Consider the following 13,393-nt stretch of genomic DNA (forward strand, 5'->3'; position numbering starts at 1 on the left):
AACTCCTCGTTCCGATCTCGGACATGACTCGATCCTGGCCCGTGGCGCTTCAAACCTCCGGCGGCATTCGGACGTCGCGTTCAACGTTCAACAATGCCTCGACACGCCCCCACACCCCCGCGCACGCCGCCTGCCGGTCGTACGAGTCCACCGCCGGCCGCCCCGTACAGTTCGGCAACGCGAGCCGGTCCGAACTGCCGCGGAACGCACCGCGCCGAGCGGCTGCCCCAGGCAGGGGGCAGCCGCTCGGCCGGGTTGCGGGGCTGCGTCGGAGGGCCGGGTCCTGCGCTCCGCCGCAGGCTCGCCGAAAGGATCCGCGGGACGATCAGGGCCCGTCAGGCGGTCGGGGCTGTCAGACCGTCAGGGTCTGGCCCGGGAAGATCAGGTCCGGGTCGCCGCCGATGGTGCCCACGTTCCTGCCGTACAGGCTGTCGGTGTCGGTGCCGAACTTGGCCGCGATCTCGCTGAGGGTGTCACCGCTCTTGACGGTGTAGCTGCCACCGTCGGCGGTGTTCTTCGGCGCGACCGGCGCGGACTGCACCGGCTTGGCCGACGGCCGGCCCTTCGTCGCGTCCGCGGCCTGGGGCGCCTGCTGCGGCTTGGCGGCGGGCTTGGCCGCCTTGGTGGCCGGCTTGGCCGCCTTGGTGGCCGGCTTGGCGGGCTTGGCCGCCGGGGCGCCGGAGCCCTCCGAGGTGTCGACGGCGGGGGCGCCGCCCTTGCTCAGACCCGCCTTCTGGGAGCAGACCGGCCAGGCGCCCGGACCCTGCGAGGCGAGGACCTTCTCGGCGACCGCGATCTGCTGGTCCTTGGTCGCCTGGTTGGCCTGGGGGGCGTACGCGGTGCCGCCGTACGCCTTCCAGGTGCCGGGGGTGAACTGCAGTCCGCCGGCGAAGCCGTTGCCGGTGCTGATGCTCCAGTTCCCGCCGCTCTCGCACTGGGCGACGGAGTCCCAGGCCGAGGCGGTAGCGGCGGAGGCCGAGGTGGCCGTGACGAGGCCGGCCACCGGCAGGGCCGCGACGGCGGCTCCCGCGATGACCGCCATCCGCACGCGGTGGCGCTTGGTGGCGGTGGTGTCGGTGGCAGCGGCGGTCTCGTGACGGGGATTCATACAAGTCCTCTCGACAAGTCCCGGGCGGGCAGACGGAACCAGGCCCGGGACATGGGCCGGTCGTTACGCTCACCTCACTCGACGGGCGGCCGCGCACGTGTCGGACGTGCCGTGCCGCCCCGGTCACCTCCGCTCGCCGACGGCTCGTTCGAGCCGGTCTGATCGGCGGTCACCGCCCTTGCGCCGTGGGTCAGTCGGCGGGCGGTGCGTCGGGGTGAACCCGGGTGGCGCTCGTTGCGCCGCCAATGAAGCTAGGGGCATCCCCGGGGCGCGGCAAGCAATTCTTGGACTTCGCAGGTCAGTTGACTGTTACCGGCGGTATCGATCAAGAAACCTTGCCCGGTTTGACCAGGTTTGACCGCATTTTCAAGATCAGATGATCGATATCCGTGCTTGCGCTCACACCTGTCCGTTCGCGACACCGGGTACACCATCAACCCGCCGCGACTATGTGCTGACGCACCGTCACTGCCGTAGCCGGAGTTCCCGACTCCGCCCGGCCGTCGAGTGGCATCCACCACACCCGACACCGTCCGTCATCGAACGGATACGTTCAGCTCCGGCCGCCGAGCTCCGCATCCCGCGCCAACAGCGCCGCCTGGACCCGGTTCTCGCAGCCCAGCTTGGCCAGGATCCGGCTCACGTACGTCTTCACCGTCGCCTCGCTCATGTGGATCCGTGCCCCCGCATCGGCGTTGGACAGGCCCTCGCCGAGCAGCGCCAACACCTCCAGCTCACGCCCGGTGAGCACCTCCAGCCGGCGCCGGGCCGCGGCACTGCGGGCGGCCAACGAGCCGCCGGGCCCGGCGGCCAGCGAGTCGACGATGTGCCGGGTGGCGGCCGGGGAGAGGAAGGCGTTGCCGCCCGCCGCCGCCCGGACGGCCTGGATCAGCTCGTTCGGCGCGGTGTCCTTGAGCAGGAAGCCGGCTCCGCCCTCGGTCACGGCGCGCAGGACGTTCTCGCGCTCCCCGAAGGTGGTGAGGATCAGCGCCCGCGCCCCGGGCGCGACCCTCGACAGCTCCCCGAGCGCCGTGAGCCCGTCCATCACCGGCATCTGGATGTCCAGCAGCACCACGTCCACCCGGTGCGACCGCGCCAGCTCCAGCGCCTCCCGACCGTCGGCCGCCTCCGCGACCACCTCGATGTCGTCGGCGGAGCCCAGGATCATCCTGATCCCGGCCCGGATCAGCGGCTCGTCGTCGGCGACGAGGACTCGGATCACGCTGGTCATTCCCCTCGAACGGTGCTTCGACTTCGGCACCATCCTCACATCTCCGCCGAGCCGGTCCGCCCCGACCCCCGCCCCGACCCCGATCCCGGGCCGACGGCCCTCAGTTCTTGGTGACGTACTCCTGCTTCTCCGCCAGCGCCCCGTCCTTGAAGCAGAACCGCGCCACGTGGTCCTCGTCCCAGGCGACGTCCGACTGGTCCGCCAGGAGGAACCACCGGCAGTTCGAGCCCTCCGGCGGGGTCGGCCCGGTGCCCTTGTACTGGTCGCTGAAGAAGCTGCTGCCGGGCGGCAGCTCACGCGCCACCTCGGCCTCCGGCGCACCGACCCGGATCCGCTCGTACGCCGTCTCGCTCACCGTCGCGTCCCGGGCGCCGCCGACGAAGGCCACCACGCCCCAGATCATCAGCCCCAGCACGGTCAGCCCGACCGCCACCACACCGACCGCGCAGCCCAGCGCCGGGCTGCGCCGCCTGCCCTCCGCCGCACCGGCCGGCGACAGGCCCTCGAACACCCAGTCGTCCGCGCCGGCGGCGGCCGCGGCGCCCTCCCCGGCGCCCTCCGCCGCCTCGTACGGCAACACGGCGGCCAGCCGGAAGCCCTGCTCGGGCGTCGGCCCGGCGTGCACCATGCCGCCGACCAGCCGGGCGCGCTCCCGCAACCCGGTCAGCCCCTGACCGCCGCTGACGGCCGGGCCCGCACCGGCGCGCACGCCCACGAGCTCCGGCGTGCGTGCGTTGGTCACCTCCACCACCAGCGCGTCCGGCTCGTACCGGAGCGCGACGCCGATCGGTGCGCCGGGGGCGTGCTTGTGCGCGTTGGTGAGCGCCTCCTGCACGATCCGGTACGCCGCGTGGTCGACCGCGGCCGGCAGCGGGCGCCGCTCGCCCTCCCGGGAGAGCGCGATCTCCGCCCCGGCCGCCCGCGAGGACTCCACCAGAGCGTCGATCCCGTCCACCCCGCCCCGGGCGGGCCCCGCGGCCGCCGCCCCCGGCGTCGGCGGCAGCGCCGTCGACTCGTCGTGCAGCACCCCGACCACCTCGCGCAGCTCGCGCATCGCCGCGACCGCCGCCTGCCGCAGCACACCGACCGCCTCCCGCTGCCGGTCGGTGAGCGTGCGGTCCACCTCCAGCGCGCCGGAGTGCACGGAGATCAGCGCCAGCTGGTGGCCCAGGCTGTCGTGCATGTCCTGGGCGATCCGGTGCCGCTCGCGCAGCCGCGCCTGGTGCACCACCATGACCCGCTCGCGCAGCAGCTGGTCGTTGCGCTCGCGCAGCGCGTCCAGCAGGGCGCGCCGCTGCGCGCGGTAGCGGCCGTAGAGCGCGGGCAGGACGGCGAGCACCAGGAAGCCGCCGAGCGACAGCCCGAGGACCAGCTTCGGCGAGGTCGTGGCGGCGTCCTTCAACACGCCCGTCACGGTGAACAGCAGCCAGCCCAGCACGAAGGTGCCGACCAGCGTCCAGACCCGGCGGATCCGCGCCCCGGCCGTCCAGCCCGCGCAGATCATCAGCAGCACCGGCCCGCCCGACCAGCCGGTGGCGGCCGCGGCGGCGAGCAGCACGGTGGCCGGAAGGCCCCGCCGCAGCACCCACAGCACCGCGACGCCGACACCGAAGGGCACGGCCAGGCCGCTGCCGGCGGCGAGCTCCAGCAGGGCGGCGAATCCGCCCATCAGCAGGGCGAGCGCGGCCTCGCCCACCACCCGCCGGGGCCGCCAGGGCCCGGGCAGTGCCGTCCGTACCGCCTTCTTCCAGGCCCGCGTGATCGCATCCACCCGTCGAGGCTAACCAGCCGACCGGAGCCCGCGCCGTCCACCTTCGTCGCCGCCGGCACCGACGAAAGTCGCCTGGTCGCACCACGACGGTCGCGCATGCCGACGGCCGCACACACCGACAACCGCGTGCACCCGGCGCCGGCTCAGCCGAAGGCCGTCAGCAGCAGCGCCACGTCGTCCACCCGGCCGGTCGAGCCGACCTCCCGCAGCAGCCGATCGGCCGCCTCCTCCAGCCCCTCCCCCGCCGCGCCCCGGGCCAGCGCGGCCCGCAGCCGCTCCACGCCCTGGTCGATCGCCACCGCCGGGTCCTCGACCAGGCCGTCCGTGTAGAGGGCCAGCAGCGCGCCCGGCCGCAGCCGCAGCTCGCTGACCGGGTAGACGGCCCGCTCGTCCACCCCGAGCAGCGGCCCGCCCGCCACGTACAGCGCCTCCGCCCGCCCGTCCGGGTGGCGCAGCACCGGCGGCATGTGCCCGGCCCGGGCGATCCGGGCGGTGCCGTCGGCGGGGGTGAGCCGGACCAGGCAGCAGCTGGCGAGCAGCCCGGGGTCGAGGTCGAGCAGCAGCCGGTTGGTGCGGGCGAGCACCTGGTCGGGCGGCTCACCGCCGGTCGCGAAGGCGCGGACGGCGCTGCGCAGCTGGCCCATCGTGGCGGCGGCGGCGACGCTGTGGCCCTCGACGTCGCCGATCACCAGGGTGACGTCCCCGCCGGTGACGATCGCGTCGTACCAGTCGCCGCCGATCTCCATGCCCTGGGTGCCGGGCAGGTAGCGGGCGGTGATCCGGATGCCGGGCACCTCGGGGAGCCGGTGCGGCAGCAGCGCCTGTTGCAGGCCGCGGGCGAGCGCGAACTCGGCGTCGTACAGCCGGGCGCGCTCCAGGGCCTGGGCGATGAAGCCGCCCAGGGCGGTGAGCAGGCCGCGGTCCTCGGCGCTGAACGGGCGCGGGCGGTCGAAGCCGAGGATGCAGCTGCCGACCGGGCGGCCGGAGGCGATCAGCGGCAGGAAGGCCCAGGCGCCCATCTCGTCCAGGGCGAGGCCGGGGTAGGCGGCGGTGAGGTCGCGCACCGACTCGAAGAAGATCGGGGTGCCGGTGCTGAGCGTCTCCGCGCCGGGGACCCTGGCGTCGATCGAGGTGCCCTCGAAGCTGTCCAGGAAGCCGTCCGGGTAGCCGGCCTGGGAGACCAGGTGCAGGTGCTGGTCGCGCACCGCGTAGATGGCGAGCTCCTGGCCGCCGAAGGCCGGCAGGATCTCGTCGGACACCGCCCGGCAGACGTCGCGTACGGTCACGGCCTCGGTGAGCGCGCTGGCGAGCTGGAGCAGGTGGTGGGTGGCGCTGAGGCCGGTGCGGGCGCCGGGCGGCGGGGTGGCCGGCGGCTCGGCGCCCCCGGGCGCGGACCCGAGCGCGGGCCCGGGCCCGGGCCCGGGCCCGGACTCGAACCCCGACTCGGACTCGGACTCGGCGGAGACCACCCGGCCGGTGACGCCGTGCGCGTCGGGGTACAGCGAGAAGGCGAGCCAGCCGCCCGGCGGGCGGGCGGCCAGGAAGACGGTGGGCCGCTGGGAGATCAGGGCGGCGCGGTAGCGGTGCTCGTAGAAGGGGTCGGCGAGCCAGGGCAGCACCTCCCAGGGGTGGTGGCCGATCAGGTCCTCGCGGCGGGCGCGGAACAGCGGCTCGGTGGCGCGGTTGGCGTAGGTGATCCGGCCGTCCAGGTCGAGCGAGAACACGCCCTCGCGCAGCCGCTCGACGGCGGCCGCGGCGGCGGTCAGGCTCCGCACGTCCAGTACGGCGCCGACCAGGTGGGTCCGGCCGTCGGAGATCGCCGCGGGCACCCGCGCCCACAGCTCCACCGGGTACGGCACACCGTCCGGCCCGAGCACCCGCACCCGCACCGCCAGCACCTCGCCCTGCTCCAGGGCGGTGCGCGCGGCGGCCCGGAAGGACGGCAGGTCGCCGGGCGCGACCCGGCGGTTCAGGGCGGCCACCGTGCCGTCGAACTCCCCCGGCCCGAAGCCGAAGATCTCCCGGAACTGCGCGTCGGCGGCGAGCGCCCCGGTGGCCGTGTTCCAGTCGAACAACCCGACCCGGGTGGCCGGCACCGACGGCGGCGGCAACTCGACCACCGCCGCCTCGCCACCCCACTCCACCGACTGCCCAGCCGCCTCCAACTCCGCCAGCCCGCCGCCCAGTTCGTCCGCGACGGCGGCGAGCTGCGGGCTCGCCGACTCCGGCACCCCGTCGTCCGAGGCGGGCCACAGCGCGCTCAGCACCCCGAACCGCTCGCGGCCGTGCGAGACCGCCACGCAGGCGGAGGCGAAGTCGTACGGCAGGCCGACCGCGAGCTGCGGGAAGCGCCGCATGGTGTCCTCGCTGTCGGACAGCACGATCCCGTGCCCGGTCCGGAAGCAGACCGCGACCGGCAGCGGCCCGGCCGCCGCGATCCGCCGGAACGGGCTCATCACCGACAACGGCACCCCCGCGATCGTGCGCAGCACCAGGGACCGGCGGTCCGGCGAGCGCAGGTACACCATCGCGCCGTACGCCCCGGTGGACCCGAGCACCCGGCGCACGGCCTCCGCGAGCAGCTCGTCCCGCCGGTGCTCCACCTGCCCGGCCGTCTCCGGGACGGACCGGGCCGGCGCCCCGCGCGCCTGCGCGTCGGCGCCGGGCCCCGGCGGCCGGTCCGGCCAGGACCGCGCCCCACGGGCCCCACCGGTCGCATGCGGATGGCGCATGCTCTTTTGCTACGCCGGGCCCGGAACCGTGTCAAGGCGAGCCGACCCCGGCCCGAGCTGCCGGGCCGCCCCTCGTGCACCAGCATGGACGCCATGCAGAGCGCGTCCCGCCGCACCACGGTGGTCAACCTCAAGGGCCACCGCGACGATCCCGGCTACGCCGACGTCGTCTACGTCGGCCGGGCCATGCACCGCGGCGGCTGGCACCTCACCGAATCACCCCTGCACTGCCCGTACCGCCCGGGCCCCGACCTCACCCGCGAGCAGATGGTCACCGAGTACCGCGCCTACCTCCTCGCCCGCCCCGAGCTCCTCGCCCTCGTCCCGCCCCTGCGCGGCCGCCGCCTCGGCTGCTGGTGCGCCCCGCTCCCCTGCCACGCCGACGTCCTCGCCGACCTCGCCGACCACCCCGCGGAGCAGCCCTGACGGCCGGCGCGCTCAGAGCCCGGAGAGGTCCACGACCACCGGGTACGGCACCACGGCCTTGACCAGCCCGGTGAACAGTTCCCCGGCCCGGTACGAGCCCTGGGCCGCGTCCAGCACGTAGGTGTGGACGATCGGCACGCGGTCGGCGGCCTGCTCCACCCGCCAGTAGAACGGGATGCCCGCCTTGGCGTACTGGTCCAGTTTGACCACCCGGTCGGTGGTCTCCGAGCCCGGCGAGACGACCTCGACCAGCAGCAGCACGTGGCCGGGTCTGGTCGGCGACTCGTCGATGGTGTCCGCGCGGTAGACCACCACGTCCGGCCGACGGTTGTTCAGCGGCACGTCCTGCAGCCGGACGTCGAAGTCGGTGTCGGCGTTCCACTCCGCGCCACCCGCCTCGTCCAGGGCGTTCGCCAGGAACCGGGCGAGCCGGTTGTGCCGCTTGGAGGCACTCGGGGACACGACCACCATCCCGTCGACGATCTCGATGCCCGCGCACTGCTCATCGGTCCAGGAGTCGTACTGCTCACTGGTGATCTGCCGGTGCATCCACTCGGGTGCGATCATCTCGGCCGTCACGGCGTACCTCCCCTGGGCTGCTGGGCGGGCCTGCGTGCTGTGTGCCACAGCCTAGTACGGGCGCCGCGGGGGTCTCGGACGGTTCGGGGCCGTTCGATATCCTCCGGGCGAGTGGCGGGACGAGGCCGCTGCCGGTGGGGAAGCGAGAGCGGTATGCAGTCGCCGTCGTCCGAGGGGGCCGCGCGCGGGGCGTCGTGGCAGTGGGACGGGGAAGCCGACGACGGCGGGGAGGCGCCCGGGGACGTGATCGGGGGCGGCGGGGACGGGCCGCGCCTGAACCGGCGCCGGCTGCTGATCGGGGCCGGGGTGCTCGCGGCGGGCGGGGCCGTGTGGGCGTTGGGCCGTTCGGGTGCGGGCGATGCGCTCCCCTCCCCGAGGCCCCCGAGGCCGCAGCCCACCGCGCTCTCCGGGCCGACGCCGGTGTGGACCTACCGCGGCGCCGAGGCGATGACCCCGGAGCGGCTCACCGACCCGCCGGGCCGCCCCGTCTACCTGTCCAAGAGCGGCCTGCAGGTCCTCGACCCGGCCCGCGGCACCGCCGCCCGGCTGCTGGTCTTCGACCCGCCCCCCAGCCGGGACTGGCCGAGCGACCTCGACATGCTCGGCAAGGTCGTGATCGGCCCCGACCTCCTCTTCACCACCACCTACGAGGGCCACCTGGAGGCCCGCCACTTCACCGACCCCGCCGCCGACTGGAGCCTGCCGCTGCCCGACGAGCTCCAGGGCGGCCGGACCCGGCTCACCGGCTACGACCGCGGCGTCCTCTACGGCTACTCCTGGGGCCACCCCTGGGAGGTCGACACCCGGCCGCAGAGCCGCCTCTTCGCGCTCAGGGTCGCCGACCGAACCTTCCTGTGGTCCGTCCCCACCGAGACCGAGGAGCAGCCGATCACCCCCGCCACCGTGACCGGCGGCCACCTCCTGGCCTGCGTCCGTTTCCTCGGCAACCGCGCCGAACTGGTGGCCCGGGACGCCGCCACCGGCCGCCAGCTGTGGACCGCCCCCGGCGACGAGGACCTGCGCTGGTGCGCCACCGGCTCGCAGGAGGTGTACGTCCCCGACGGCAACGGCGGCGTGCGCATGCTCCGCCCCACGGGCGAGCCGGGCTGGACCCACTCCCCCGCCCGGGGCGAGTCCTGGCGGGCGCTGCCGCCCGTCCCGGACGGCCCGCGGGTGTACGTGGCACGCGACGTGGGCATCGTCACCTGCCACGACGCGAGCACCGGCGCGGTGCTCTGGTCCTGCCGGCTGCCGTTCCTGCTGGACCGCCGCAGCCATCCGGTGGTCGCCGGCGACATGCTGTTCGTGCCGGGTACGGCGGCCGGCGGGGTCAGCGCGATCCACACCTCCACCGGCGAGCCGGCGTGGACGTTCCGCGACTCCGGCCCGGGCCGGGACGTCTGGAGCCTCGCCGTCGACGCGGACCGCCTCTACGCGGGCCACGACGACATCCTGCACGCCCTCCCGCTGCGCTGAGCGACTCCACGACCCGGCAGGATGGCCCGATGCGGATTCGCCCGATCTCCCCCGACAACCTGGCCGAGCTGCTCGCCGACCGCATCACCGCGCTGCCCGACGCCGACGGGCGCCGCGTGCGGGTGGCCGTGGACGGCGCCGGGGCCGCCCGCCCCGGGGACCTCGCCGACGCCCTGGTGGAGCCGCTGCGGCTGCGCGGCCGGCCGACGCTCCGGGTGTCGGCGGCGGACTTCCTGCGCCCGGCCTCGATCCGGCTGGAGTACGGCCGCCACGACGCGGACGCCTTCCACGACCTCTGGCTGGACGACGGCGCCCTGCTGCGCGAGGTCCTCGACCCGCTGGAGCCGGGCGGCAGCGGCCGCGTGCTGCCCTCCCTGCGCGACCCGGCCACCGACCGCTCCACCCGCGCCTCGTACACCCAACTCCCGTCGAACGGCGTGCTGTTGCTGGACGGCCCGCTGCTGCTCGGCCGCTGGCTGCCGCTGAACCTGACCGTCCACCTCGCCCTCACCCCGGCCGCCCTCGCCCGCCGCACCCCGGCCGACGAGCACTGGACCCTCCCGGCCTTCGCCCGCTACGAGGCCGAGACCGTCCCCGCCGAACTCGCCGACCTCACCGTCCGGATGGACGACCCGCGCCACCCCGCCCTGGTCGAACAGCCCTGACCCGCCGCGTCACCGGCCCTGCGACCGCCCCCGGCCCGGTCGGGCGGGCTCCGGGGCGGGGCCGCGCTGGCAGTACGGGCACCAGAACACCGCCCGGTCCCGCGGGGGCGTGCCCTGACGCCCGGTCACCACGGGGGTGACGCAGCGCGGGCAGGGCCGTCCGGCCCGGCCGTAGACCCAGTGCTGGTAGCCGGGCCTGGTGTCGCCGGTGGTGATGTGGCCGGGGCGCATCCTGTTGGCCTCCAGCATCTGCCGGGCCCGTTCCACCAGCCGGTCGGGGTGCGGGAGTTCGCCGACCTCGGTCCACGGCGTCACCCCGGCCACGAAGCACAGCTCGTTGGCGTAGACGTTGCCGATCCCGGCCAGGTTGCGCTGGTCGAGGAGGGCCTCGATGACCAGGCGGCCCGGGCGGGCGAGGAGGCGGCGGACGGCTTCGACCGGGTCCCAGTCGGGGCCGAGCAGGTCGGGGCCGAGGTGGCCGACGGCGCGCTGTTCGTCGGCGGTGCGCAGCAGCTCGACGACGGGGAGCCGGTAGCCGACGGCGGTGCCCCGGTCGGTGCCGAGGACGGCGCGGATCTGCCAGGCGGGGCCGCCGGTCCAGCGCTCGCCGGGGCGGTAGACCTCCCAGCGGCCGTCCATCCGCAGGTGGGTGTGCAGGGTGAGGCCGCCTTCGAGGCGGGTGAGCAGGTGCTTGCCGCGCGGGGCGACCTCCAGCACCCGGCGGCCGGCGAGCTCGGCGGTCGCGTGTGCGGGCACCCGCAGGTCGGCGCTGGTCAGCAGCTGCCCGGCGAGGGCCTCGTGCAGCCGGGCCGCCACGCGGAAGACGGAGTCACCTTCTGGCATGTCTCCATCCTCTCCCGCGCGGCGGCCCGGCGACGATCCCGGTGGCGGCCCGGCGACGACCCCGGTGCGCCGCGGCCCGCCTACTGCGCAGCCCGGCTACTGCGCGGCCTGCCCATCCCGGACGACGACCACCGGGCACGGCGCGTGCTCGGTGAGGTGGCGGCTGACCGAGCCGAGCAGGACGCCGGAGAACCCGCCGAGGCCGCGGTTGCCGACGACGAGCAGCGCCGCGCCCTTGGCCGCCTCCAGCAGGACCGTGGCGGCGCCGCCCGGCATCACGGTCTCGCTGATCCGCACGCCCGGGTCGTCGCCGACCACCCTGACGACGCTCTCGGAGAGGATCCTGCCCGCGAGCTCCTCGGGGTTGAGGGCATCGACGGCCGGCACGCTCTGCTCGGCCCAGCCGTAGAAGGCGGGGTACTCCCAGGCGGCGATCGCGCTGACCGTCCCGCCGACGGCCATCGCGTAGTCGACGGCCCAGCGCAGCGCCTGCTCCGAGGCGGGCGAGCCGTCGACGCCGACGACGATCCGGGGACTGGCACTCATGCCCTTGCTCCTTCGGTTGGCCGGTGGGGTACCGGTTCGGCCCCATCCCTTCGAACATGGCTCAGAGAGGTCTGCTGCTGACTCAACCGCGGTACGCCGCCCACGAGTTCGCCATCCGCTGGACCTGTCCGGGGGTGAACCTGGTCATGCAGGAGTCGTAGCTGTAGTCCATGAAGTTGTGGATCGGGTCGAGCCCGGGGCCGGGGCAGGTGTCGCGCCCCTCGGGGCAGCCGAAGGCGGCGCTGCGCTCGGCCGGGGTGTCGTCGACGTAGTCGCCCGGGGCCAGGCAGCCGCCCTGGAAGGTGTGGAAGAGGCCGAGCCAGTGGCCGATCTCGTGGGTGGCGGTGTTGCCCTGGTCGTAGTGGGTGGCGGAGCCGCCGGGCAGGGAGTCGTCGAGCACCACCACGCCGTCGTCGGTCGGGTTGGACTGGTAGGTGTTCGGGAACGTCGACCAGCCGAGCAGGGACTGGCCGAGCCGGGCGGCGTAGAGGTTGAGGGTGCCCCGGCCGCCCTTGCGCAGGGCGCTCTTCATCGCCTGCTCGGCGGCCGAGCCGGGGGTCATGCCGGTGTACCAGGCGGCGTTGTCCGTCCAGTCGGTGCCGGCCAGCTCGAAGTGGAACTGGGTGGGGGTGTTGCCCTCGCCCTGGCCGCCGTAGGTGGCGTTGAGGTGGTCGATCTGGGCGGCGACGGCCGCCTCGCCCAGCTTCCCGGTGTCCCCGGCGTGGATCACGTGCAGGTAAACGGGGACGGTGGTCGCGGCGCCGATCTGCCGATGGGCGGCGCCGAGCCGGGCGAGCCGCGCGTCGAGGTCGGCCTGCATCGCCCCGGCCTGCGCGGCGCTGACGGCGTTCGGGTCCTTCCCGGCCTGGCTGCCGGCCGGCCTGCGGGCCGCGGCCCCGGCGGCTGCGTCGGCTGCGTCGGCCTCCGCGCCGTCGCACACGGTCGTCGGGGCGACGGCGGCGCGCTGCGGGGCCGGTGCCGCGAACTGGCTCAGTCCGGCGGCCGCGACCAGCGCGGCGGCGCAGGGGAACAGGCGGGGGGCACGCGAGCGCACCCGGACGGAACGACGCATCTGCGCTCCTGACGGGGGGAGTTGACGGAGTCTCGGCCGCACCCGGCAGGCCGGTGCCCGCCGGCGCGGTGCCCGGCACGGACTCGCCGAGACTACGACGCCGTGAAGTCGATCTCCCGCAGGGCGCGCGCGGCGGCCCGGTCGAGTACCACGGCGGACGCACAGTCGGCCGGCAGCCGCCCGGCCCCGAGGATCCGCCGCCGCAGCCGGGCCACCACGGCCCGGTGCCGGGCGAAGGCGTAGCGGGAGACGGCGCGCCCGCGCCGCCGCTGCCCGTCCAGCGCCTCGGCCGGGTCGACGTCGAGCAGCAGCAGGTGCACCCGGCGGCCCTGCCGGCCGGCGGCCCGGGCGAGCCAGGCCCGCACCCAGGGCAGCGTGCCGCAGTCGTGCACCACCAGCGGACCGCCGTCCAGGACGGCGCGGCGCAGCCGGCGGTAGTGCGCGAGCCGGGCGAGCGGGCGGTAGAGCGCGTACGGGAGGCGGCCGGGCAGCCGGGCCGCGTACTCGTCGCGCACCAGCTGGGAGTCGATCAGCGGGGCGCGCACGCAGCGGCGCATCAGGGTGCTCTTGCCGCTGCCGGGCAGGCCGGTGACGACCAGGACGTCCCCGGCGGGGTAGCGCAGGGCCGCCGGGCCGGGGCCGCGCAGCTCGTGCAGGACGGGCGGGTCGTGGGAGGGCGGCAGGACGACCCGCTCCCCGGCGGGGCGCGGCGGCGGCACCCGTGGCACCGCCGCCGCCCGCACCGTTCTCGTCCCGCTCACCGGTTCTCCCCCCGCCGTTCCCTGCTCAGGAGCATGGCGCATTCCCAAGAGCGAGTAAAGGGCGGAGGTCGGGGGCGGGCCCTGCGCCGCCGGGCCTGTTGCAGGACCGGGCCTGTTTCCGGACCATTCCGTCACGGACCCGGCCGCCACGGCCCCGGCCGGTCATGAGCCGGTCAGGTGCTA

12 protein-coding genes are annotated in these 13,393 nt (G+C 75.4%); 3 read left to right on the forward strand and 9 right to left on the reverse strand.

Features of this window, described 5'->3' with window-relative positions; translation table 11 throughout:
• Nucleotides 1-352 precede the first annotated feature (352 nt).
• The 4 genes from OP86_RS07855 to OP86_RS07870 form a co-directional block, all read right to left on the reverse strand.
• On the reverse strand, nt 353-1,108 hold the full coding sequence (locus tag OP86_RS07855; protein ID WP_033331300.1) for a LysM peptidoglycan-binding domain-containing protein: 756 nt from the start codon (nt 1,106-1,108) through the stop codon (nt 353-355).
• A 553-nt stretch (nt 1,109-1,661) separates the two neighbouring features.
• A complete protein-coding gene (locus tag OP86_RS07860; protein ID WP_030058777.1) occupies nt 1,662-2,330 on the reverse strand; it encodes a response regulator transcription factor in 669 nt (222 codons plus the stop codon).
• A gap of 109 nt (nt 2,331-2,439) precedes the next feature.
• Entirely contained in the window at nt 2,440-4,110 is a 1,671-nt protein-coding gene (locus OP86_RS07865) for a sensor histidine kinase (protein WP_051829823.1), read from the reverse strand.
• A gap of 143 nt (nt 4,111-4,253) precedes the next feature.
• Complete coding sequence (locus tag OP86_RS07870; protein WP_078653569.1) at nt 4,254-6,842, reverse strand: SpoIIE family protein phosphatase; 2,589 nt, start codon at nt 6,840-6,842, stop codon at nt 4,254-4,256.
• Nucleotides 6,843-6,935: 93 nt separating this feature from the next.
• Here OP86_RS07870 and OP86_RS07875 point away from each other — a divergent pair, with 93 nt between their 5' ends.
• Nucleotides 6,936-7,268, forward strand: coding sequence for a DUF4326 domain-containing protein (locus OP86_RS07875; protein WP_030058770.1), 333 nt, complete (start codon nt 6,936-6,938; stop codon nt 7,266-7,268).
• A gap of 12 nt (nt 7,269-7,280) precedes the next feature.
• Here the strand turns inward: OP86_RS07875 and OP86_RS07880 are convergent, their stop codons facing one another.
• A complete protein-coding gene (locus OP86_RS07880) occupies nt 7,281-7,847 on the reverse strand; it encodes a Uma2 family endonuclease (RefSeq protein ID WP_030058769.1) in 567 nt (188 codons plus the stop codon).
• Nucleotides 7,848-8,000: 153 nt separating this feature from the next.
• Here OP86_RS07880 and OP86_RS07885 point away from each other — a divergent pair, with 153 nt between their 5' ends.
• Entirely contained in the window at nt 8,001-9,323 is a 1,323-nt protein-coding gene (locus OP86_RS07885) for an outer membrane protein assembly factor BamB family protein (RefSeq protein WP_030058767.1), read from the forward strand.
• A gap of 29 nt (nt 9,324-9,352) precedes the next feature.
• Nucleotides 9,353-9,988 carry a nucleoside/nucleotide kinase family protein gene (locus OP86_RS07890; RefSeq protein ID WP_033331303.1) on the forward strand — a complete coding sequence of 212 codons (636 nt, stop codon included), beginning with the start codon at nt 9,353-9,355 and terminating at the stop codon, nt 9,986-9,988.
• Between the two features lie 9 nt (nt 9,989-9,997).
• On the opposite strand, the gene OP86_RS07895 is transcribed toward OP86_RS07890, so the two are convergent.
• From OP86_RS07895 to OP86_RS07910, 4 genes are all read right to left on the reverse strand, one after another.
• Nucleotides 9,998-10,831, reverse strand: a complete 834-nt coding sequence (locus OP86_RS07895) for a DNA-formamidopyrimidine glycosylase family protein (protein WP_030058761.1) — start codon at nt 10,829-10,831, stop codon at nt 9,998-10,000.
• Nucleotides 10,832-10,927: 96 nt separating this feature from the next.
• Complete coding sequence (locus OP86_RS07900; RefSeq protein WP_030058760.1) at nt 10,928-11,377, reverse strand: universal stress protein; 450 nt, start codon at nt 11,375-11,377, stop codon at nt 10,928-10,930.
• Between the two features lie 82 nt (nt 11,378-11,459).
• The gene (locus OP86_RS07905; RefSeq protein WP_078653570.1) at nt 11,460-12,449 is read right to left on the reverse strand and encodes a zinc metalloprotease; all 990 of its coding nucleotides are present in this window, start codon (nt 12,447-12,449) and stop codon (nt 11,460-11,462) included.
• A 92-nt stretch (nt 12,450-12,541) separates the two neighbouring features.
• Complete coding sequence (locus OP86_RS07910; RefSeq protein ID WP_030058755.1) at nt 12,542-13,252, reverse strand: AAA family ATPase; 711 nt, start codon at nt 13,250-13,252, stop codon at nt 12,542-12,544.
• Nucleotides 13,253-13,393: the final 141 nt, after the last annotated feature.

The organism is Streptomyces novaecaesareae, from assembly GCF_000716875.1.
GTDB classification, from domain to species: domain Bacteria; phylum Actinomycetota; class Actinomycetes; order Streptomycetales; family Streptomycetaceae; genus Kitasatospora; species Kitasatospora novaecaesareae.

Excerpts from the sequence above, each read along its gene's own strand:
- OP86_RS07855 (WP_033331300.1), bottom strand. The coding sequence starts at position 1,108 with ATGAATCCCCGTCACGAGACCGCCGCTGCCACCGACACCACCGCCACC.
- OP86_RS07870 (WP_078653569.1), bottom strand. The coding sequence starts at position 6,842 with ATGCGCCATCCGCATGCGACCGGTGGGGCCCGTGGGGCGCGGTCCTGG.
- OP86_RS07875 (WP_030058770.1), top strand. The coding sequence starts at position 6,936 with ATGCAGAGCGCGTCCCGCCGCACCACGGTGGTCAACCTCAAGGGCCAC.
- OP86_RS07885 (WP_030058767.1), top strand. The coding sequence starts at position 8,001 with ATGCAGTCGCCGTCGTCCGAGGGGGCCGCGCGCGGGGCGTCGTGGCAG.
- OP86_RS07890 (WP_033331303.1), top strand. The coding sequence starts at position 9,353 with ATGCGGATTCGCCCGATCTCCCCCGACAACCTGGCCGAGCTGCTCGCC.
- OP86_RS07895 (WP_030058761.1), bottom strand. The coding sequence starts at position 10,831 with ATGCCAGAAGGTGACTCCGTCTTCCGCGTGGCGGCCCGGCTGCACGAG.
- OP86_RS07900 (WP_030058760.1), bottom strand. The coding sequence starts at position 11,377 with ATGAGTGCCAGTCCCCGGATCGTCGTCGGCGTCGACGGCTCGCCCGCC.
- OP86_RS07905 (WP_078653570.1), bottom strand. The coding sequence starts at position 12,449 with ATGCGTCGTTCCGTCCGGGTGCGCTCGCGTGCCCCCCGCCTGTTCCCC.
- OP86_RS07910 (WP_030058755.1), bottom strand. The coding sequence starts at position 13,252 with ATGCGCCATGCTCCTGAGCAGGGAACGGCGGGGGGAGAACCGGTGAGC.